This is a genomic window from Acetobacter fallax, from assembly GCF_011516735.1.
GTDB lineage: Bacteria > Pseudomonadota > Alphaproteobacteria > Acetobacterales > Acetobacteraceae > Acetobacter > Acetobacter fallax.
Window position 1 is genome coordinate 17,841 of record NZ_WOSX01000034.1, and the last position, 19,318, is coordinate 37,158.

Below are 19,318 nucleotides of genomic sequence, written 5' to 3' on the forward strand. Positions count from 1 at the left end.
AATGCATATGCCAAATATTAGGACGTTGAGACTCCGGGACAGTTCGCGGCATTTCTGACAGCCTGATTGATGTCGGTATGAGGTTCTGATCCCAGCAACCGGACGAGGCGACTGTTGTCGAGCCGGACCGGATAATGCCAGTAGGGCTTAACCTCGATCACTTCGTGCGGAAAACCACCGAATGGAGAAAGAAGGTGCATCAACCACCATGGGAAGTGCCGGACTGAGAGATCCGGCGTGCCCGTCATGCGGCGGAGCGCAGCGATCATGTGTGTGCCGTCTGCGTCCCAGAACCCGCTGAACTGCATGCGTTCGACGGTTGCCATGGCACCGGGTCGTAGTTCGAGCAGTTGCGCAATTGCTTCGGCCAGATCAGGCAGGTAAGCCCAGGCGTGACCGATACCAGTGCGGCCGGGATAGGTGATCTGTTTCAGCGGCGCCTTCGCCAACGCCTGAGCGAACCAACTCTGCTGTGCGTCAGGGCCGAAATAGTCGCCCGCCCGCACGATCAGGCTCGGAACCTCCGGGGCGGCGCCGGTGAGGCGACATTCGAGGGCCTTGCGGATCTTGCCTTTGCGGCCAGGCGGATTTTGCGGTGTCGTTTCGTCGATCACCGGCGCTGTGGCGGCGTCATAATTGTAGATCGTTCCCGGAAGCACAATGCGCGCTCCGCTGGTAGCCCTGGCGGCGGCGATCGTGTTGTCGATCATCGGCAGCACTGTTGTTTCCCAATTGCGGTAGCCTGCCGGATTGACGCCGTGCAGGATTACGTCGACCCCGGTCGCGGCCCTCACCACATCGTCCCGGAGCATGGCATCGCCCTGCACCCAGTGGGGCATCACATCGTCACCCCAGCCCGCTTGAGCCCGGGCCGGGTCACGCACCATTGCCCGCACCTGCCAGCGGCGACGCAGCATGACCCGTGTGACCGCGCCGCCAATGCCGCCGGTTGCCCCCAGAACGAGGATTGCTTTCGTCACGCTGCGATCTCCCTGCGTTTCCACCGGAAGAGTGAACGGAGGCGGTCGCGAAGGAAATTGACAAAGATCGGCATGCTGCTCATTGAAAAACGATGAGCATTCTTTCTCCGGACTGGGACGGACAACGGGCCTTCCTCGCGGTTCTCGATACGGGAAGCCTGTCGGCGGCGGCGCGCAACCTCGGCCTGACCCAGCCGACCGTGCGTCACCGGATCGAGGCGCTGGAGCGCGCGATCGGTCAGCCACTCTTCTCGCGCACGGTGAATGGGCTGGTTCCGACGGATGACGCCCGGGAACTGGCGGTCCATGTCCGGCGTATGGCCTTCGCGTCAGAGGCTTTCTATCGCGCTGCGTCCGCGTCCGGGGGTGAGATCGCGGGTACGGTGCGTATCAGCGTCGCCGAATTCGTCGGCATCGAGGTCATGCCGCGTCTGTTGGCCCCGCTGCGGGAGCGCCATCCGGGCCTCTACGTCGAACTGGTCCTGAGCAACGAGAACGCAGATCTGCCGGGGCAGGAAGCGGATATCGCGATCCGGATGCATCGTCCGCGCCATGGGGCGCTGGTGGCGAAACGGGCAGGATGTATCCCGCTCGGGTTTTTCGCGACCGCCTCTTATCTGGAGCGGCATGGGGTGCCGGAAGGTGCGACGGATCTGGCCCGGCACACGCTGATCGGCTCGGACCGATCCCGGATGGATCAAGATTTTACACGGGAATTGCAAAAGACGCTGGGAGAGAAGCTGTATTTCGCGCTCCGCACCGACAGTCATCCGACCCAGCTTGCCATGGTACGCGCGGGATTGGGGATCGGTGTCACGCAATTACCAATTGGTGAGCGGGATCTCGTGCGTGTGTTGCCTGGCCTGATTGTCGCGGAACTTGAAGCCTGGGTCGTCGCGCATGCGGACCTACGTCACAGCCACCGCATCGATGCTGTGTTTCGGCATCTTGCCGCAAATCTCCGGCAATATTGCACCGGTACCCAGATTACCCAGATAACTTCCGGTTCGTTTCCTTCATCAGGTTGATCAATGCGCGCAATGCGGAAGGGACATGCCGGTTGCGTGGATAATAGAGCATGAGGCCAGGGCAGGGCGGACACCATGCGTCGAGAACCGTCACCAGCCGGCCGTCAGCCAGAAGGCGGCGCGCGAAGCTTTCAGGCACATAGGCGACGCCGAGATCCTTGCCGGCCGCCTCCACCATCAGGTCGCTGTCATTCAGGGTGAGAACACCTGGAACGTCGAGAGTCATATTCTCTCCATGACGGGTGAACTCCCAGCGATAGCGTTTTCCGCCGGGGAGGCGTTGACGGATGCAGTGATGCAGGCGGAGGTCGTGCGGTGTCTGAAGCGGGGCATGGTGTGCGAGATAAGCTGGCGACGCGACAGTCACGAACCGGACTTCGCCACCCAGCGGCACCCCGATCATGTCCTGTGGTATGGCTTCAGCAAGACGGATGCCAGCATCGAACCCGTCCTCGACTATATCCACCAACTGCCCCTCCACAACGAGATCAAGTTTAACCCGAGGGTACAGGGTCATGAAACGGGGTACGATCATGCGGAGGAAAAGCTCCGCCGCCCCCTTATTCGCATTGATACGCAATGTGCCTGCAGGCGCACCACGAGCATCAGCCACAGCATCGAGCGCATCGTCCAACCCGCTCAGGACGGGTTCAAGTCCGGTCCGCAGTCGTCTCCCGGCTTCGGTGAGCGCGACGCTGCGGGTGGTCCGGTTGAGCAGACAGACACCCAGAGTCTGTTCCAAACTACGTATCGCGTGGCTGAGGGAAGACCTCGACACGCCGAGTTCGTCTGCCGCCTTGCGAAAACTGCGATGGGTGGCGACGGCAGCAAAAAGGGCCAGTTCATTCAGGGTTGGACGAGACATTGGTGAAAGAAACTCAACAGGTCATGCCATAATGGCGCGATAGTAATACCAATGAATGACTTATACACTTCCGGATCATCAGTGCAGGAGTGTTTTATGAGCAAAAGCTGGTTGATCACGGGCGCGTCCTCTGGCCTTGGCCGGATCATGACAGAAGATCTGCTGGAACGTGGCGACAAGGTGGTCGCGACAATTCGGCGCAAGGACGCTCTCACCGATCTGGAACGCGAATATGGCGACCGGCTCATAGTGATGATGCTCGAGATGACTGATACGGTGGCCATCCGCAGCGCGGTCGCGGGAGCGTTCGGGCATGTCGGACGGATCGACGTGGTGGTGAGCAATGCGGGTTACGGTGTGTTTGGCGCAGCAGAAGAAGTGGCAGATGCCGACATCGACCGTCAGATCGCCACCAATCTGACAGGCTCCATTCAGTTGATCCGTGCGGTTCTGCCATACCTACGCCAGCAGGGCGGGGGGCGCATCATGCAGGTGTCCTCGGAAGGAGGGCAGATCGCCTATCCGAATTTCAGCCTGTATCATACTACCAAATGGGGCATTGAGGGATTCATTGAGAGCGTTGCACAGGAGGTAGCTCCCTTCCGTATCGACTGCATAATTGTCGAACCCGGGCCGACGGGGACGAATTTCGCGGCTGGTATGGTACATGCGGCACCGATGGCAGTTTATGATGACACGCCCGCAGGGGCTGTGAGAAAGGCGATTGATGCCGGGACGTTTCCTATCAATGGAGACGCAAGACGCACGGTTGCGGCTATGATTGCCGCCGCCGACAGTGAGAAGCCGCCATTCCGTTTGCCATTGGGCAGTAAGGCCTATGACAATATCACACGCGAACTGGCCAGCCGCCTCACTTCGATCGAAACACAGCGTGATGTTGCGTATTCGGCCGATGGCAAGCGGTGACCCGGCATTAGGTTATTTTTACGTCTCCCATGAAGATCGGAGCCTATTCCTGAAAACCAGCAGAGTGCCGATCTGTGCAATGAGTGACAGGTCAAGAGATGTTGATCTCGTCTCAGAACAGGTATCTTCTGAATTAAACTATACTGGTTCCGCTATTATTCACCGGGAGTATCAGGTGTGGTGATGAAGACTGCTGTTGGCTTCCCAGAACTGCTGCCGGGGTTCAGGTGGTACGATATTGAAGTAGACGATATCCGTATTCGGACTGCTGTTGGCGGAACAGGATCTCCTCTGCTTCTGTTACACGGCCATCCGCAGATGCATCTGACTTGGCACAAGATTGCGCCCATATTGGCAAAGCATTTTACTGTCGTGGCTACTGATCTTCGAGGTTACGGTGACAGTGCGAAGCCAGATGGAGGCTCTGAGCACATCAACTATTCCAAACGGGCCATGGCTGCCGACCAGGTTGGTGTCATGAAAGCACTTGGTTTTGACCGTTTTCGGGTTATTGGGCACGACAGGGGTGGCCGCGTAGCACACCGCCTTGCACTTGATGCACCACAGTCAGTCGAAAAACTGGTCGTGATCGACATTGCGCCAACAGCCACGATGTATGCCCGAACCGATATGGAGTTTGCCCGGCGTTATTTCTGGTGGTTTTTCCTGATCCAGCCTTATCCACTGCCGGAAAAGCTGATTGGCGCTGATCCGGATTTCTTTCTGGAGAATCACATCGCAGGGCAGGTCAAGATACAGGGCTCTGTCGACCCTCGGGTGATGGCCGAATACCGTCGCTGCTACGCTGACCCTGCGATGCGACATGCAGCATGTGAGGATTATCGTGCCGCAGCGGGCATCGATCTTGTCCATGACGCCGAGGACGACGACAGGCGCATCGAAGCGCCGCTTCTTGCGTTGTGGGGCGCACGAGGGACCGTCGGCGCACTCTATGACGTTGTAGAGACATGGCGTGAAAAAGCCACGAATGTGCAGGGGAACGCGATTGACTGTGGTCACAGTCCACAGGAAGAAGCACCGGAGGAAATGTTGAGAATCATTGCTGCATTTCTGTGAACAGATACCTGCATTCCAAATGTAAATCGGTTCGATGGAATAGCGTCACCTTTGTCTGCTGAGGATAAAGATTGCGATTGGATGCCACCATAGGGGCTGGCACGGTTGCTCAGTTATGCAGCGAGATGCGGTATTTCGCGGTCGATCAACCGCAAGTATCGTTGGTTGTCTTCCCCCGCAATACCCGATACCGACACTCCCGAAGCCTTGGCTCCGGGAGTGTTCGCGTTTCTGCCTCCCTGACCGCGTGAAGCGGCGAAATCCAGCAGCTTGCCCAGTTTGCCATGGAGCGTGGCGTGCATCTCGCCACGGCCCTTGCCGGGATGAAGCACGATCTTCTCGATCAGCGCGCGGATGGCCTCGGAGGCTTCCTGCCGGTCCTCGGGATGGTTCAGGGTTTCCGCCAGCCGCTCGACCTTGTGTTTGAAGATCCCGGCGACGTTGGGATGGATATCGGGCACGTCCTGAGGCTGGGCGGCAAGCAGGGCGACCAGTTCATCCTCGCGGGCTTCCATCTCGCGCATGCGCTCGACCATGCCGCGCGTATAGCCACCATCCTCGATGACCTGGAGCATCTGTTTCAGCCCCTTGCGCAGTTTCGTCAGTTCCGTCTGCCAACCGGACGTGCTGGCGCGGCGCTCATGGTTGGCGCGATTGGTTTCCTCGACATAGGCGCGCATGGCCGCGGCGGCCGCTTCCGGCGTCATCAGCCGGTCCTTGAGGCCGGACAGCACCCGGTCTTCCAGTTCCGGGCGACGGATCGTGGTCCTGTTGGTGCAGGACCGGTTGTCCATGTGGGTGGAACAAGCGAAGCGGTCGCCGCCCCGGATCGAGCAGGAACCGCCGCACACGCCACAGAACACCAGACCCGACAGGAGCGATTTTGGCCGGCGCTGGCCATTGAGTCGATTGTTCGAAGCGCGGATACCCGCGCTGATGTTCACGCTCTTCGCCGCGATCAGCGCCTGCCGGTCGCGCACCGCCTGCCAGAGATCGTCATCCATGATCCGTAGGTCCGGAACCTCGGTGATGATCCACTCATATTGTGGATTCAGCCGAGAGACGCGCTTCCCCGTCTGCGGGTCTTTCAGATAGCGCAGGCGATTCCAGACGAGGCGTCCGATATAAAGCTCATTGTTCAGAATGCCGGTGCCACGCAGGGCGTTGCCGCGTAAGGTAGTATTGTTCCACTTGCCGCCCGTGGGGCTGGGGATGCCTTCGTCGTTCAGGCGGTTGGCGATGGAAAGCGCGCTCCGGCCCGATGCAAACTCACGGAAGATGCGGCGGACGATTTCCGCCTGTGCGTCGTCGATCTCGCGGTCGCCCCGGATCAGTTCGCCCCGCGCGTCCATCTGATGCACGACGCGATAGCCGTAGCACAGGCCGCCGCCGGATTTGCCCGCCTCGACCCGGCCGCGCAGACCGCGATGGGTCTTCATCGCCAGGTCCTTGAGGAACAGGGCGTTCATCGTGCCTTTGAGGCCGACGTGAAGTTCGCTGATCTCGCCCTCGGCCATGGTGACAATGGTGACGCCCGCAAACTGGAGACGCTTGAACAGGGTGGCGACGTCGGCTTGGTCGCGGGACACGCGATCCAGCGCCTCGGCCAGCACGATATCGAACTGCCCGGCCTGGGCGTCACGCAGCAGGGTCTGGATGCCGGGGCGCAGGATCATGCTGGCCCCGGAGATCGCCGCATCGCGGTAACACTCCACCACCTGCCAGCCCTCGCGTTTGGCGCGCTCCTCACAGAGACGGAACTGGTCCTCGATTGAGGCCGCCCGCTGGTTGTCCGAGGAGTAGCGGGCATAGAGCGCGACACGGGTCATGACGGACTCCTAACGGGAGAAGTGGAACAGCGGGTGATTATTCCTAACGGCAACAAAAACAGAAATCACTTCGTATCGGTCGGGACCGCCACAGTCAGTCATATCAATGCGCGGTAGCGTCTCAGAAACCAACGAACAGAACGTCCAGTGCCCGCGTGATGGCATCATGATAGTTGTCGATGGAACAGACCGGCTTGCGAAGTTCGGAGAGCGGAACACTGGCCAGGGCCTGCGTCAGCAGGACATGTGGCGCGCCTTTTATATCAATAACCGGATTCAACTCGCTGATCGGCGGCGGAGCATCAGAAACCGGGATCAGGGGAACGACCATCCGGGTTGCCAATTTGGACAGGAGTTCCGCCTGAACATCGACCACATACCCCCCGCGACGCTTGCCCGGCATGGGATAGACATCGAGACGCGTCATCAGAACGCCCGATACTCGGCCAGCGGGAGACCGTGCGTTTCAACATGCTCGTTCCATGACTGGATCGCGTCGCCGTTCTCGGCAAGCCAGTTTTCGCGCCTGCGCGCGGCAAGCGCTGTAGCGAGACCTTGCTCGCATGCCTGGGAAATATTGAGACCCAGGGCTCGTGCTTCGGTGAGCAGATGAACCGGCAATGTGACGTTCGTGGCACGGCGGGTATCGATTGAAGGCGGCATCGGATGGCTCCCGTTGATGGGTACATTATGCGCATAAGAAATGCGCATTTCAAGTGGGCGATATATGCTCTTATTGTGTAATTCCGAGATCGGCGCGCATGGCCGTCTTCATGTCGTGGTCGGCTTGCCGACGTCCTTCACGGTCATCGTTCGTTTCGACAATGCGCCTGATCGCGTCCCGTACCTGATGCGGCGCGACTAACTCACATCGCATCTGCCAATAAGCGAATTGCTTCGATGTTTCATCGGTCCCTTCGACGGCGGCCCGATGATAAGCCTCCAGTAATCCGACATATGCCGTTTGTTTCTCCTGAAACGCGCGTTCTTTCTCTTTCGAGCGTTGGGTCAGCCATGACTGGATCAGGGCAGTGATAATTGAGCCGAGGCCGAAGGCCGTCAGCAGGGGAATAAGCTGTGTCATCTAATCCGTTTGATTATCGGGTCCGTCCTGCACTGGTGCATCGGGGGGAAAGTTGTCGTTAGCAATATTGTATAGTCGTCGTTCAAATTCCTCGCGAGCAATCTGGCGGCCCAGCAGGCGCGCCAGAACGAGGATCAATGCGTCCGTTCGCGCCTTCATGGCGGGATCTGGAGGAGCAGACTGGACAGTATCGGTGGGTTTGTTATCGTTAGCCGGAGATTTCGGTCCGGCGTTCGATATGCGGTTTTCGTCCGTCATCGTCCTGCCCTTTCCGTCTGGAGAGGACAGTAGGATCACGCGCTGAAAATCGCCGCGCAACTGAAAAAATTGAGCCATTCCAATGGATTGTCGGGCTGTGTCGGTCGCTGCGTAATGGGGCGTAGTCAGGCGTATATGTGGCGGTGTTTTGTTCGCAAAGCAATGGATCACAAATTGGTGAATTGTTGGTTTGTCGATGCGACTCGCTGATTGTATGACGACGGTGGCCTCAGTGTTTTTGCCGGACAGCGGGTATGCGGGTGTGTCTTCTTCCCTTGAAGCGAGGGCATGTTTGGGACAGGGGCACCGTGTTTGTGTTAATTTACGCACTTCAACAATGACCTGGGAATGGCCAGCATGCGTCATTTTGTACAAGGCATTTTTATTCTGTTGCTTGTTTTCTCTGTATGGCCAGCAAAGGGAATGGCTGACGACTGGTCCAGCCAGATCGTAGAGCATGACGTCGAGCCGAGTGATACTGACTCTGGCATTGTCAAAAGCGACGCACGAAATGTCGCAGGATATATGAAGAACATCGGTGAAGATGGTCGCCTTCTTGTGTTTTTTGGAGGAGCTCAATCCTTTCGTCAGACACCCACCATTCCTTTTATTGCCGATGCTCTGGAACATCACTATCGCGTTATTATGATTGATTATGTCTATAATCCACCAGGGACGCTGCTGTGTGATCAAGCGAATGAGCCATGTTTTTCAGACTATCGCAAAGCCAAGATTTTCGGTGGCGCTCCTATGAAAGGATTAAATGTTTCCACATCAGAGGGATTGGTAGCCCGCACGGCTTCAATGTTGCGGTATCTTCATCGTAAGTGGCCGGCAGAGCATTGGGATCAATATCTCGATCAGGGACAACCTCGGTGGGCGAATATTGCTGTCTCAGGTTTCTCTCAAGGTGCTGGCCTGGCTGCTTTTTTTGCGAAAACGACAACTGTCGCGCGAGTGATTCTTCTTTCCAGTCCTTGGGACCACTACCAGAATACCAATAGTGTTGCTTCGTGGCTTTCTTCGCCTTCAGCTACGCCCGCTGATCGCTGGTGGGGGATGTATTCGGCTCGCGAAGCAAACGCGTCATGGATGCAGAAGACCTATGGTGCTCTCGGTATCTTCCCTGATCATATTCGATTGGTCACTGACGCAGCGCAATGTAAGCCTGGATCAGGTATTTATTTGCCCAACCATTGGGCCGTCGCTGAACTTGGCTGTACGCCGAGAACCCCCAATGGTTCATTCATGGAGAAGCCCTTGTGGGATCTGATGTTGGGGGATGGACGTGGTCGAGACGAGGACTCTGCGCCATGAATACATATACAAGCGGGATACTGGCTGTCATCCTTGGGATTGTGCCTGTTTCTAGCCTGAATGCCCGAGAATTTTTAAGCTACGAACCGTCGACAGTCAGCGTTCACGGTTCGATACAGCGCGTTCCCTGTATTGCCTCTGAAGGGCAGCGTACTGCTCCTGAATGTAAAGTCCTGCGACTTGAGATCAATAGTCCGGTCGATATCGGCGGTGGTAGCCAAATCGATACGCCTGTCACAAACCAGAAATATTTCGACATTGTTCTTATGCAAAAGTCTATTGTGGCTGGTTCTACTGGTCCAGAAGCAAGGGGGGCGTTGTCAGAGCTTGTCGGTAAGCCGGTTACTGCGGTCGGATCGCTAACATATGCCCCGACAATGGGAACCACGAAAGTTCGTTTTGTTGTAAACGGTATAGAGGAAAATAAAGGACGGAATTAATAATGTCGGATTGAGTATATTTTTTTAATTCATTGTTGATCCATATTGATTTCCAGATTGTAAGGGCGGATACTAGCGCCGGACCTTTAGATTCTTTGGCTTTCATGCCTTGCCTGTCAGGTCATGCTCAGTAGAACACTATCCCGTCGGACCAGCCCGTGAAACAGAGCCGCGCCTATCTGGGCACAGGACTGGCTTGGCATCAGTATGGTGGCCGATACGCCTGACAGCGATCTGCATCGTCTCGCCGATCATGCGCGGGATCTGATGAGGGGATCGGGGTGGCGGTCAAAAAGCCTGCTTTCTCATGGTTCGCTTGGCGAGTGGCTCGTTCGCTCTCTCGGGCTGAATCATCTGGGCTGCTCACTGATCGTGAAGCAGAGAGGCGGCAATCGCCTCACATAGGACGTATTGCGCTTTTCTGTGAATGTTCAACAGCGGATATCGAAATTCCGAGCGGCTGTAGTATCTCGGTGTCGGCTCACGGGAAATCGGCTAATGCGACACTTTGCACTCTACCGAAGAGTAGCAGAGCTACAATGAATATCATCACGATAACTGCGCCCAGCCATAATGTTCCACCCGTGCCAAAGATCAAGGCCATCGGGCCAGCGAGGACGTACCCCAAGGGCATCAGGCAAAACGAACCCAAGGCGTCATACGCGGACACGCGGGAAAGCATCTCTGGCGGGACCGCGCGCTGGAGCGTGCTCTCCCAGACGACGTTAACATTTGCCATCTCAATCCCACCGAGGAAAAAGCAAAGCCCTTGCGCCCAGAACGGCCACGAACCGGCCAAGCATGCTGGGGTCAACGGATAGATCAGGAGCCACAACAGGACTGCACGGATGGGCTGTTTCGGCCGTAGACGCAAAGCCATCAAGGCGCCAACCATCGCACCAGTCCCCATCGCGGAAAGAAGAAAGCCCCAATATGAGGCACCATGCACTTGCCGAGAAAAAATCGACGCACCAAGGATTTCCGTAGGGGCCCATGATAGCGTCTGCATCACAGCAAACAGGCAAACCATCATCCAGAGCCAGGGCCTGCCGGCGAATGCTGTCCATCCTTCGCGCAGAGCAGTCAGCATGCCCGGTTCGTTGTCTTCAGCCGACAATCCTTTTTTGGGCGTCAGTGCCAACAACAAGCCCGCACTGGCCAGATAGCTGAGCGCATCCAGCGCAACCGCCCACCCAGCGCCGATACTGGCAACAAGTAGCCCCCCAATGGCCGGACCTAAGAGCCCTGCAAAAGAGATTGCCATCATAATCAGGGAGTTGGCGCTCGGTAGCAACGCGGAAGGCACGATCTGGGTCAGCAGTCTATTCCGACCGGGTGCATCCAATGCATTACCGAGCCCGAGGAGTGCAGAAAGCGGAACAACTGCAACATATGATAGGAAAGGCTGAAACAACAATGCGGCAAGCGCCGTTTGCGTCAAAGCACGCGTTAGGTCGGCAGCTACCATGATACGACGAGGTGGATACCGATCGGCAAGAACGCCCCCAAACAGCAGTAGCAATGCCATTGGAAGAACTTCGGCTGAGAGCACCGCACTCACGCCCACAGTCCCGGCCCCCTTGGCAAACAGGGCGAAAGACAATGCTACCGGGACCAGAGCGCTTCCCATATTGGATAGGAATGTAGCGGTGAGGAATACTGCGAAATTACTGTTACCAAGAACGCCGAGTTTTTTTCGATAATTACGGATTGGTATCATCCTGCAAGTAGAATGTACCAGGGAGTAAGGGTCAAGATGGCTCTCGGTTCGAGCTCAAGAAATTCGGGCGGGTCTTGATCTCCTCGCTTCGCTAGGTGCGCGGGCAGTAGAGGACAGGTCTGTTTCACTACTTGCATACGTAGATCAGTGGCGCGTTTCCCCGACGTATTAATGGCAGCTTTTGGCTATGCCGTGCCGTAACAGTGTGGCCAGTGCGCGTCCCTGCCATTCCAGACGTCCGCTTGGCTTCACGCCAAGCACAACTGGGGGCGCCGGACTGGTAGGTAGGAACGACATCAGTCGCAATCATTCTTGCGGCTTTATTCCTGCTGTCCGGGGAGTGGATCATAGAAAAGGAGTGAACGCGATGACCGGCGATCCGTCCGCGCTGATCACGACGGTTGAACTGACCTGGATCGAGAAGCAGGTGGAACGCTGGCTGCGCTTCGGTCGGCCGATCGCGGACACGATCCTCGACCGTCAGCGGCGCATGCTCAGCTTCGCGCCCGGCAGTGTGTTCGCCTTCGTCCGCTGGGCCGCCAACGCGTATGGCACGGTTGAATCGCACATCGACATCGTGCGCACGGTCGGCTCCGGCGAAGACTACCAGACCGTCCCATGCGTGCGACCGGGCGGCGAGGTGTTGCTGCACCAGACTTCATGGCCGCGCGTCCAGCTTGTGCTGGAAGCGATCGACGCGGTCGAGGCGCAGGACATCGATCCGGTCGAAGTCAGTCCCGATTACTGGCGTCACCTACACCATCGGCTGGAGGCACGGCAGCAGCCCGATCCCTATACCAAAGCACGGCATCGGGCATGGCTGCGTCGTCGCGCGTTGCGTTGAGTGTGCTTCCCGCGTCTGGCTTACCGACGTTTGCCCGTGCCTTTCCCTTCTCTTTCCGGCCGGCTTTTTCACCCTCCTATCGCATTCGTTTTGTGCCGGGACAACGCGGCGCTTCGCGCCGCGAGCGGAAGGCGCCGGCTGCGCCGCCGCGTCTCTTTCGGGTCGTCTTCGGGCGTGTTTCAGACGCCATTCCGACGAACGATCCCGGCGTTCAGTGACACGAGTTTTCCCGCATCCGGAACACCATCCGCATGCGCTGGACGGGCGGCCCGGATGCACGACGAACGCAGGCTGACCGATTGGTCATCGTCGCCGGGAGCGTCATCCGTTCAACGGTCCCCCGTCATGTGAAGGTGTCGATTCCGATCACATCCGACGCATGATTTTGACGTGTTCACGGCACGCCATAAGACACACCGAAAGCAGGTCGCGGCGCAGCGTTTTGTCGTTCCGTTCGCATGGTGGCGGGAGGCGCTTCGTGGCAGGTTTTGCCAGTCACCCTGGTCAGGCTGAAAGTGGCCATCAGATTCGAAAAAGCCGAATTTGGAAGACGAAAAGAAGAAAAAACGTGAGGGCAAGATTAAAGGAACCGGCACTCCTGCCGGTCCTGACCTTCGGTTTTCTCTGTCTGCACATGGGGTTGGGGATATTTCGAGTGGCACTCTGGATTTCAGGCGTCTGAGCCGTCATTTTTCAGGAGCGAGGGGGATTCGCCGTTTTTGACGGCACTGTTCCCCGGAAACAGCCCAGTTTTCGCGAGGTCTGGCCATGGTGCAGGATGACGACACCTCGTTCCGTCCCAGAGTTGGACGCCTCCGTTCGAAGGGCGGCCCGGAGCGCGGTCGCACCGACTTTCTGGCGAGCATCCGCACGCAGGTTCGGCGGCAATCCCCGTCCCCCGGAAAGAGGGGAAGCAGCAGGTCGGGTGCGACCTCGCGTGCGGGGAGCGCGTCGCGTTCCGGTTCCACCCGTGGGGTGGGTCGCGGGCGTGGCGCGTCCTTCGTCCGGGCGCGCGGGATCTGCGGCTGGCGGCATCAGGTTCCTGGTTCCCGGCGTGTGACCGTGAAGGCGCGGGTGGTGCGTCAGGCCGGGAAGGGAGGGGGAGCCGCAGCCCACCTGCACTACATCCAGCGTGATGGCACCTCCCGCGACGGCGAGCGGGGCGTCCTCTATGGCGCGGAAACCGACCGCACCGATGCGAAAGCCTTCCTCGAACGCGGCGCCGAGGACCGGCATCAGTTCCGTTTCATCGTCTCACCGGAGGACGCCGACCGGATGGACGATCTGAGAGACTTCACGCGCGACTTGATGACGCAGATGGAAGCCGATCTCGGTACGCGGCTGGACTGGGTGGCGGTGAACCATTTCAACACCGCGCATCCTCATGTCCATGTCGTGGTCAACGGTCGCGATGACCAGGGCCGCGACCTCGTCATTGATGGCGGCTACATCACCCACGGCCTCCGCGAACGCGCCTCCGAATTCGTGACGCTGGAACTCGGTCCCTTGTCCGAAATCGAGCAGCGCCACAAGCTGGAAGCCGAGATCGACCGCGATCGCTTCACCCGTATCGACCGTGCCCTGCTGGATCAGGCACGAGAAAACCATCTCGACATGCGCCCCGGCATCCAGACGCCGACCTCCGATCTGGTGGACCGGCGGCTGCGCCTGTCATGCCTCGCCAAGCTGGAGCGCATGGAACTGACCAGCCAGACGGAACCGGGCAGGTGGACCCTCGACGAGCGGCTGGAAGAGCGTCTGCGCAATCTCGGCGAGCGGGACGACATTACCCGGCAGATGCACCGCGCCCTGAAGGCGCACGGCAAGGGAACAGCGCCGCCGCGCGACCCGGCGCATTTCCGCTTCCATGGCGAGGCCCCGGACCGGCCGGTGACGGGGCGGCTGGTGGACCGGCATCTGATCGACGAACTCGGGGAGAAACTGTCGCTGGTGGTCGATGGGATCGACGGACGGGTGCATCACCTGCGCGGCTTCGATCCGGCCCAGATGGAGGACATCCCCGGTGGCGCGATCGTGGAGATCGCCGCCGCTCCGGTCCCCGACAAGGCGCGCCCGTCCGACCGGTCGATCCTCGCCCAGACCGAGAACGGGATCTATCGCCCTTCCGCCCATCTGGAGCGGATGCAACTCGACCGCTGGAGCCTCAAAGGCACGCCGGAAGAGCTGATCAAAGGCCATGTCCGCCGTCTGGAGGCCCTACGCCGGGCGGGGATCGTGGAGCGGTTGGAGGCCGACCGCTGGCGTATCCCGGAAGACTTCCAGCAGCGCGCCATCGCTTATGACGCGGCCCGTTCGCCGAAGGCGACGGTGCGGCTGCTGTCGGCCTTCGATCTGGGGGCGCAGATCGGCTCCGATGGCGCGACCTGGCTCGACCGGCGGCTGGTGGCCGGGGCCGGTCGCGATGGCGCCCGGGTGGAGGCCGGGTTCGGGGGCGAGGTCGGCGACGCACTGGCCAGACGGCAAAAGGCGCTGCTCGACCGTGGCGATGCCAGCCTCACCCCGGAGGGCATGGTCCGCTACCGCAAGAACCTGCTGGCGACGCTGGAAGGGCGGGAGGTGGAACGGGTGGGACAGGTGATGGCTGGGAAGCGGGGGAAGCTGTGGCGGCCGCTCGATCGCTTCGAGACCATCCAGGGCACGCTGAAAGGCCCGGTCGATCTGGCTAGCGGGCGCTTCGCGGTGCTGGAGAGTGGGCATGAATTCTCGCTGGTGCCCTGGCGTCCGGAGATCAGGAAACAGCGCCAGAAGGAGATGGCCATTTCCATGGACGAGCATGGTGGCATCTCCTGGGAACTGGGACGGGGCAGGGGCCTTGGCCTGTAGCGGGAAAGCACCACGAGTCGTGCCGGAATGCAGACAAAAACCGACAGCCGCCGCCAATTTTACGCCAGGCTACGCCCCTGTACGATGCCGATCGAACAAGGGCTTGCGCGACAAAAATTCCGCGTCACTCTGTCATGATACCCCCAGAAAAACGGGAGCACGGCGATGACCAGACGGCAGCGGATGAACGTGTATTTCGAGCCGGGCCTGCTCAAGCAGGTCGAGGCGCTGGCCGAGCGCCGGAAAGTGTCGAAATCGGCGGTGATCGAGGCGGCTGTGCTGTCGCTGGTCTCCGGCGAGGACGATGGACGCCGGGATGCCGCGCTGTCCAAGCGTCTGGACCGGCTTGGACGGAGGTTCGACGATGTGGACGAGGCCGTCGCCGTGCTGGGCGAGGCATTCGCGCTCTTTGCCAGGAGTTGGATGACGCACCAGCTTCCGATCCCGGCGAACGAAAACGAAGTCGCCAGGGATCGGGGCGCTGAGATGTATGCCCGGTTCAACGAGGTGCTGGTCCGGCGCTTGGCGAAGGGGCAGCGGTTTCTCAACGAGCGGGTAAGGGATGTCGCAGGACAGAAGGAGGCGGATATGGGAACATAGGTTATTCGCTGCGCACTTCTTGCGTGTTGACGAGAACAGTCAGAAACTCCGCTTCAGAGAAAGTCGTTGTCCGCACGGCTTTCCACAGGACGAACCCGTCGGTCCGGACGAGAACGGCCCCGCTTGCGGAAATCCCGTAGGAGGCCTGAAACACGGCGTCGGGATCGTCTGCGTCACGCCCCACGACATGACAGGAGATCGGAACACCCCGCGTGCTGCATGAAACCTCCGCTTCCCGACACCAGTCTGCCGCATCTGCCCCCGCCAGCAGCACCAGTCCGTCGCCGAACAGATCGAGGCTGGAGAGACGCACGCCGTGCCGATGCAGCCAGACATGCGGCGCGCGTGTTCCCGGCTCGGCATGGAGGTCGCGCGGCGGCACGGCGATCGGATTGGGTACGCTCCCGGCATGGGGCAGGATCGGATAGCGATACCCCATGCTGATCGTTTCCTCGTCCAGAACCGGCTGAAGCGCCTCAAGGGGAAGCCGGACGTCCGAACGCTGCGCCAGCCGGGCCGTGGCCTGAGCGACAACCATCTGGACCACCGGCCCGCGCTCTGCTTCGTAAAGGTCGAGTAACGAGTCCGGTGCGTCGTGCCTGATCACGGAGACGAGCTTCAACGCCAGGTTATGGGCATCATGAATGCCGGTATTGGCCCCGAACCCACCCAGAGGCGGTGTGCTGTGAATGGCGTCACCAGCCAGAAAGACCCGACCTTTCCGGAAGCTGTCGGCATACCAGGACGACAGACACCAGGGATGGATATCGACTACTTCGATCTGTTCTGGCAGCATTCCAAGGCAGGAGGCCGCAAGCGACCGGCAGTTTTCCGGCGTAAAGCGCACAGCATCGTCCGCGTCCATCGGGTCGTACTCGACGCTCAGGACGACCGAGGTGAGATCGGTGCTCCAGGACAGGAAGGCATTGATCTCGGCCTGCCGCACCCATGCAAAGCTGAGGGGCCGCCCGCGCAGAGCGTCGCGAATGTCGCAACGGAGCGTAATGCTCATGGATTGGACGAGATCACCCAGCCCTTCGGTCTGGATGCCGAGACGATCACGTACCATACTCCGATTGCCGTCGCATCCGATCACGTAATCGGCGTGGAGCGTGGTTTCGGTCCCGTCGCCGGACCTGACCGTCGCGATCGCGCCATCAGGATACGGGTCGAGCGCCGTCAGCGCATGATCGAAGAAGAGACGCGCCCCCAGACGCTGCGCCGTGTCCCGCACGATGCACTCCAGATCCTGCTGCTTGATGGACGAGGCCACGCAGGGCGAAGCCGCCGTCCCTTCAATGGCCGGAAGCGTCCAGCGGCGAATTTCCTCTCTTGCCAGGGAGTGGACGATCGCGGCATCGGTCAGCATGCCGGAAGGCGTTGCGATCTCCGGCTCGATGGCGAGCGAACGATAGAGTTCGATCGTTCGCGGATAGAAAAACTTCGCACGCAGACGTTTCGACGGCGATGAGCGCCGTTCGACGAGTACGGCGTCCACGCCGTGTTTCGCAAGAAAGGCGGCAGCCGTCAGGCCAACGATGCCGCCACCGACGACGAGAACCTTGCATGACGAGGGGATCGACATGGCGTGCGTGACTCCTTAGAATATCTAACAAGATACTTAGGATATCTAACCATTATGCCCGATAAGTCAAGCGACCGCTTTGCGCGCTACGTCCCGACGATCCAGCTTTTTGCGGCCCGGCTCGTGCTGTTCCACCAAAAAGTGGCCGAACGCCTTGGCCTGACGGCAACCGAATTCAAATGCCTGCGGCTGATTGCGCTTCTGGGGCCGTTGCCGATGACCGCACTTGCACAGGAAGCAGGACTGCAACTCGGAACCGTGTCCGGGCTGATCGAAAAGATGGAGGCAGAGGGCCTAGTCGAGCGTGCTCGTGATCCATCTGACAGGCGGAAGGTTCTGCTGAAGGCGAGCCGCTCCATTTCGGAACAGGCATCCATGCTCTATCGGGAGTTAGGCGGTATGATGCGCCAGGAACTGGACGGTTACAGTGACAGCGAATTCGAACTCATCATGCGCTTCCTCACCCGGACCGGCGAGGCGCTCGCAACGTCCATCAAGGCGCTTTGAACCGAGAGGGGTAACCAAGGCTAGGCGGGATCGACATTCAGGATTCCCAAGAGGAAAGATGTCTGATTCATGAGGCTCGGTGTTGAGGCACGGAGCAGATGATGGGGATCAAGCGGTACGAGTTGAACGAGGCGCAGTGGGCGCGGATTGCGTTGCTGTTGCCTGGCAAGGCCAGGGACCCGGGGCGGACGGGATCGGATAACCGATTGTTCGTAAATGGATGTTTGCGGGTTTTGCGATCAGGCGCGCATTGGTGCGATCTGCCGGAGCGCTACGGTCGATGGAAAACGGTCCATCGCCGTTTCAGTAGATGGTGCCATGCCGGTGTTTGGGAGCGGGTGTTCGACACGCTCACCGCCGACCGGGACAACACTTATCTCATGATCGACAGCACCATCGTTCGCGCCCACCAGCAGGCAGCGACCGGAAAAGGGGGGCCAAGGATCAGGCGCTGGGGCGCTCCCGAGGTGGATTGACGACCAAGATCCACATGCTGGCAGACACGTTCGGAAGGCCACTGCGTTTTCGCGTCACGCCCGGGCAGGCCAGCGACATCACCTCAGCTCCGGATCTTCTGGAAGGCCAGAAGGCCGATGCCATACTTGCCGACAAAGCCTATGACAGCAATAACTTACGCGAGAAGATCACCGCTATGAAAGCAGAGGCGGTGATCCCGTCCAAGCGCAATCGCAAGGTCTTCATCCCGCACGACACCGCCATCTACAAGCACCGCAACCCGATACGATCGCCGCACTATCCACTTTACCGGCTTCGTTCACCTCGCTGCCGCCATGATCTGGCTTCGATGAACGTCGATCCCTCCCAGAGGTATACTCGGCGATACCCGCAAATGCCGTGGCCAGATTTCCCGTGAAACCTAACGTTCACGGCCCTTTGCCGACCGATCAAAGTTTAAACGTGTGATTGGCATTTTAGACGGCAATGTGGAGAGAATGTCGGTGTCGGCCAGACCGTGCCCCCGCAACCAACGACGCTTGCGAATGACCATTCGCCACATTTCGCCGGGATCGTAGTGTGCGGTTCCCCGCAACCATCTGAACTTGCGATACGAACGCATCGAGAACGCCTCTGTCCGGATGGACCGTGGCGTTTTTCTTGTGCGCCGCAAACGACAGGATCGCGGCTAGATCGCCGCGCAGGATGATCGCCAGTTCGCCATCGGCTGACTGAAGCGTGATCTGGAGGGTTCTAAAAACCCTCCTTTTTCGATCACAGCAGAGTCATAACTCATTGATATTGCGCATTACACAAAAGCTTGGATAGGGGTTTTTCGAACCCTCCACCTGTTCGATCGGGTTTAGGTCTGGCGAATATTTTGGCAGGAGGATCAGGCGCGCGCCGACCTGTCGGATAGCTACCCGTGCTGCCTTGTTCTTGTGGCTGCCGAGGTTG

At 59.3% G+C, this 19,318-nt stretch carries 21 protein-coding genes and 2 pseudogenes; 13 read left to right on the forward strand and 10 right to left on the reverse strand.

What is annotated here, in order from left to right; genetic code table 11:
* Nucleotides 1-17: 17 nt before the first annotated feature.
* Nucleotides 18-980: an NAD(P)H-binding protein gene (locus GOB85_RS14225; protein WP_173578151.1), complete on the reverse strand. Its 963-nt coding sequence runs from the start codon at nt 978-980 to the stop codon at nt 18-20.
* Between the two features lie 92 nt (nt 981-1,072).
* Between GOB85_RS14225 and GOB85_RS14230 the strand changes: the two genes are divergently transcribed.
* A complete protein-coding gene (locus GOB85_RS14230; protein WP_019086255.1) occupies nt 1,073-2,008 on the forward strand; it encodes a LysR family transcriptional regulator in 936 nt (311 codons plus the stop codon).
* Here the strand turns inward: GOB85_RS14230 and GOB85_RS14235 are convergent.
* Entirely contained in the window at nt 1,968-2,873 is a 906-nt protein-coding gene (locus GOB85_RS14235) for a LysR family transcriptional regulator (RefSeq protein ID WP_173578152.1), read from the reverse strand. The genes GOB85_RS14230 and GOB85_RS14235 overlap by 41 nt on opposite strands.
* 96 nt (nt 2,874-2,969) lie before the next feature.
* Between GOB85_RS14235 and GOB85_RS14240 the strand changes: the two genes are divergently transcribed.
* Nucleotides 2,970-3,800, forward strand: a complete 831-nt coding sequence (locus tag GOB85_RS14240) for an SDR family oxidoreductase (protein ID WP_019086253.1) — start codon at nt 2,970-2,972, stop codon at nt 3,798-3,800.
* A gap of 183 nt (nt 3,801-3,983) precedes the next feature.
* Nucleotides 3,984-4,877, forward strand: a complete 894-nt coding sequence (locus GOB85_RS14245) for an alpha/beta fold hydrolase (RefSeq protein ID WP_026018696.1) — start codon at nt 3,984-3,986, stop codon at nt 4,875-4,877.
* Between the two features lie 113 nt (nt 4,878-4,990).
* Here GOB85_RS14245 and GOB85_RS14250 read toward each other — a convergent pair whose 3' ends face one another.
* The 5 genes from GOB85_RS14250 to GOB85_RS14270 all read right to left on the reverse strand — a co-directional run bounded on the left by GOB85_RS14250 (nt 4,991) and on the right by GOB85_RS14270 (nt 8,423).
* Nucleotides 4,991-6,706: a recombinase family protein gene (locus GOB85_RS14250; protein WP_173578153.1), complete on the reverse strand. Its 1,716-nt coding sequence runs from the start codon at nt 6,704-6,706 to the stop codon at nt 4,991-4,993.
* A gap of 121 nt (nt 6,707-6,827) precedes the next feature.
* Complete coding sequence (locus GOB85_RS14255) at nt 6,828-7,133, reverse strand: CcdB family protein (RefSeq protein WP_173578154.1); 306 nt, start codon at nt 7,131-7,133, stop codon at nt 6,828-6,830.
* Entirely contained in the window at nt 7,133-7,369 is a 237-nt protein-coding gene (locus GOB85_RS14260; protein WP_173578155.1) for a type II toxin-antitoxin system CcdA family antitoxin, read from the reverse strand. Before GOB85_RS14260 ends, GOB85_RS14255 begins: the two co-directional genes overlap by 1 nt.
* Nucleotides 7,370-7,439: 70 nt before the next feature.
* Nucleotides 7,440-7,790: a hypothetical protein gene (locus GOB85_RS14265; RefSeq protein ID WP_173578156.1), complete on the reverse strand. Its 351-nt coding sequence runs from the start codon at nt 7,788-7,790 to the stop codon at nt 7,440-7,442.
* Entirely contained in the window at nt 7,791-8,423 is a 633-nt protein-coding gene (locus GOB85_RS14270) for a hypothetical protein (RefSeq protein WP_173579001.1), read from the reverse strand.
* Here GOB85_RS14270 and GOB85_RS14275 point away from each other — a divergent pair.
* The 3 genes from GOB85_RS14275 to GOB85_RS19365 all read left to right on the forward strand — a co-directional run bounded on the left by GOB85_RS14275 (nt 8,397) and on the right by GOB85_RS19365 (nt 10,210).
* Nucleotides 8,397-9,365, forward strand: coding sequence for a BPSS1187 family protein (locus GOB85_RS14275; protein ID WP_173578157.1), 969 nt, complete (start codon nt 8,397-8,399; stop codon nt 9,363-9,365). The genes GOB85_RS14270 and GOB85_RS14275 overlap by 27 nt on opposite strands.
* Nucleotides 9,362-9,805, forward strand: a complete 444-nt coding sequence (locus tag GOB85_RS14280; protein WP_173578158.1) for a hypothetical protein — start codon at nt 9,362-9,364, stop codon at nt 9,803-9,805. Before GOB85_RS14275 ends, GOB85_RS14280 begins: the two co-directional genes overlap by 4 nt.
* A gap of 207 nt (nt 9,806-10,012) precedes the next feature.
* Nucleotides 10,013-10,210: a hypothetical protein gene (locus GOB85_RS19365; RefSeq protein WP_242011526.1), complete on the forward strand. Its 198-nt coding sequence runs from the start codon at nt 10,013-10,015 to the stop codon at nt 10,208-10,210.
* A gap of 76 nt (nt 10,211-10,286) precedes the next feature.
* Here the strand turns inward: GOB85_RS19365 and GOB85_RS14290 are convergent, their stop codons facing one another.
* Entirely contained in the window at nt 10,287-11,525 is a 1,239-nt protein-coding gene (locus tag GOB85_RS14290) for an MFS transporter (RefSeq protein WP_173578159.1), read from the reverse strand.
* Between the two features lie 367 nt (nt 11,526-11,892).
* On the opposite strand from GOB85_RS14290, the gene GOB85_RS14295 reads away from it, so the two are divergent.
* The 4 genes from GOB85_RS14295 (at nt 11,893) to GOB85_RS14310 (ending at nt 15,813) form a co-directional block, all read left to right on the forward strand.
* Nucleotides 11,893-12,369 carry a DUF2840 domain-containing protein gene (locus tag GOB85_RS14295; protein ID WP_173578160.1) on the forward strand — a complete coding sequence of 159 codons (477 nt, stop codon included), beginning with the start codon at nt 11,893-11,895 and terminating at the stop codon, nt 12,367-12,369.
* Nucleotides 12,342-12,587 (forward strand): hypothetical protein, encoded by a 246-nt coding sequence (locus GOB85_RS14300; protein WP_173578161.1) that lies wholly within the window; start codon nt 12,342-12,344, stop codon nt 12,585-12,587. Before GOB85_RS14295 ends, GOB85_RS14300 begins: the two co-directional genes overlap by 28 nt.
* 844 nt (nt 12,588-13,431) lie before the next feature.
* Nucleotides 13,432-15,213 (forward strand): relaxase/mobilization nuclease domain-containing protein, encoded by a 1,782-nt coding sequence (locus tag GOB85_RS14305; RefSeq protein WP_456304245.1) that lies wholly within the window; start codon nt 13,432-13,434, stop codon nt 15,211-15,213.
* Nucleotides 15,214-15,378: 165 nt separating this feature from the next.
* Nucleotides 15,379-15,813 (forward strand): ribbon-helix-helix domain-containing protein, encoded by a 435-nt coding sequence (locus GOB85_RS14310; RefSeq protein ID WP_173578163.1) that lies wholly within the window; start codon nt 15,379-15,381, stop codon nt 15,811-15,813.
* Nucleotide 15,814: 1 nt separating this feature from the next.
* Here GOB85_RS14310 and GOB85_RS14315 read toward each other — a convergent pair whose 3' ends face one another.
* A complete protein-coding gene (locus GOB85_RS14315) occupies nt 15,815-17,398 on the reverse strand; it encodes an FAD-dependent oxidoreductase (protein ID WP_173578164.1) in 1,584 nt (527 codons plus the stop codon).
* 54 nt (nt 17,399-17,452) lie between these two features.
* On the opposite strand from GOB85_RS14315, the gene GOB85_RS14320 reads away from it, so the two are divergent.
* The 3 genes and pseudogenes from GOB85_RS14320 to GOB85_RS19725 all read left to right on the forward strand — a co-directional run bounded on the left by GOB85_RS14320 (nt 17,453) and on the right by GOB85_RS19725 (nt 18,779).
* Entirely contained in the window at nt 17,453-17,905 is a 453-nt protein-coding gene (locus GOB85_RS14320; RefSeq protein WP_173578165.1) for a MarR family winged helix-turn-helix transcriptional regulator, read from the forward strand.
* Nucleotides 17,906-18,006: 101 nt separating this feature from the next.
* Nucleotides 18,007-18,330, forward strand: a pseudogene (locus GOB85_RS19720) (IS5 family transposase); the annotation flags it as partial.
* The gene (locus GOB85_RS19725; protein WP_338421754.1) at nt 18,216-18,779 is read left to right on the forward strand and encodes a transposase; all 564 of its coding nucleotides are present in this window, start codon (nt 18,216-18,218) and stop codon (nt 18,777-18,779) included. The pseudogene GOB85_RS19720 and the gene GOB85_RS19725, both read left to right, overlap by 115 nt.
* Before the next feature lie 427 nt (nt 18,780-19,206).
* Here the strand turns inward: GOB85_RS19725 and GOB85_RS14330 are convergent.
* Nucleotides 19,207-19,318: pseudogene (locus GOB85_RS14330) on the reverse strand (transposase); the annotation flags it as partial.

Bases quoted from the DNA above. Each gene is read 5' to 3' on its own strand.
- GOB85_RS14230 (WP_019086255.1), top strand. From the start codon at position 1,073: ATGAGCATTCTTTCTCCGGACTGGGACGGACAACGGGCCTTCCTCGCG.
- GOB85_RS14235 (WP_173578152.1), bottom strand. From the start codon at position 2,873: ATGTCTCGTCCAACCCTGAATGAACTGGCCCTTTTTGCTGCCGTCGCC.
- GOB85_RS14240 (WP_019086253.1), top strand. From the start codon at position 2,970: ATGAGCAAAAGCTGGTTGATCACGGGCGCGTCCTCTGGCCTTGGCCGG.
- GOB85_RS14245 (WP_026018696.1), top strand. From the start codon at position 3,984: ATGAAGACTGCTGTTGGCTTCCCAGAACTGCTGCCGGGGTTCAGGTGG.
- GOB85_RS14250 (WP_173578153.1), bottom strand. From the start codon at position 6,706: ATGACCCGTGTCGCGCTCTATGCCCGCTACTCCTCGGACAACCAGCGG.
- GOB85_RS14255 (WP_173578154.1), bottom strand. From the start codon at position 7,133: ATGACGCGTCTCGATGTCTATCCCATGCCGGGCAAGCGTCGCGGGGGG.
- GOB85_RS14260 (WP_173578155.1), bottom strand. From the start codon at position 7,369: ATGCCGCCTTCAATCGATACCCGCCGTGCCACGAACGTCACATTGCCG.
- GOB85_RS14265 (WP_173578156.1), bottom strand. From the start codon at position 7,790: ATGACACAGCTTATTCCCCTGCTGACGGCCTTCGGCCTCGGCTCAATT.
- GOB85_RS14275 (WP_173578157.1), top strand. From the start codon at position 8,397: ATGGCCAGCATGCGTCATTTTGTACAAGGCATTTTTATTCTGTTGCTT.
- GOB85_RS14280 (WP_173578158.1), top strand. From the start codon at position 9,362: ATGAATACATATACAAGCGGGATACTGGCTGTCATCCTTGGGATTGTG.
- GOB85_RS19365 (WP_242011526.1), top strand. From the start codon at position 10,013: ATGGTGGCCGATACGCCTGACAGCGATCTGCATCGTCTCGCCGATCAT.
- GOB85_RS14290 (WP_173578159.1), bottom strand. From the start codon at position 11,525: ATGATACCAATCCGTAATTATCGAAAAAAACTCGGCGTTCTTGGTAAC.
- GOB85_RS14295 (WP_173578160.1), top strand. From the start codon at position 11,893: ATGACCGGCGATCCGTCCGCGCTGATCACGACGGTTGAACTGACCTGG.
- GOB85_RS14300 (WP_173578161.1), top strand. From the start codon at position 12,342: ATGGCTGCGTCGTCGCGCGTTGCGTTGAGTGTGCTTCCCGCGTCTGGC.
- GOB85_RS14310 (WP_173578163.1), top strand. From the start codon at position 15,379: ATGACCAGACGGCAGCGGATGAACGTGTATTTCGAGCCGGGCCTGCTC.
- GOB85_RS14315 (WP_173578164.1), bottom strand. From the start codon at position 17,398: ATGTCGATCCCCTCGTCATGCAAGGTTCTCGTCGTCGGTGGCGGCATC.
- GOB85_RS14320 (WP_173578165.1), top strand. From the start codon at position 17,453: ATGCCCGATAAGTCAAGCGACCGCTTTGCGCGCTACGTCCCGACGATC.
- GOB85_RS19725 (WP_338421754.1), top strand. From the start codon at position 18,216: ATGGTGCCATGCCGGTGTTTGGGAGCGGGTGTTCGACACGCTCACCGC.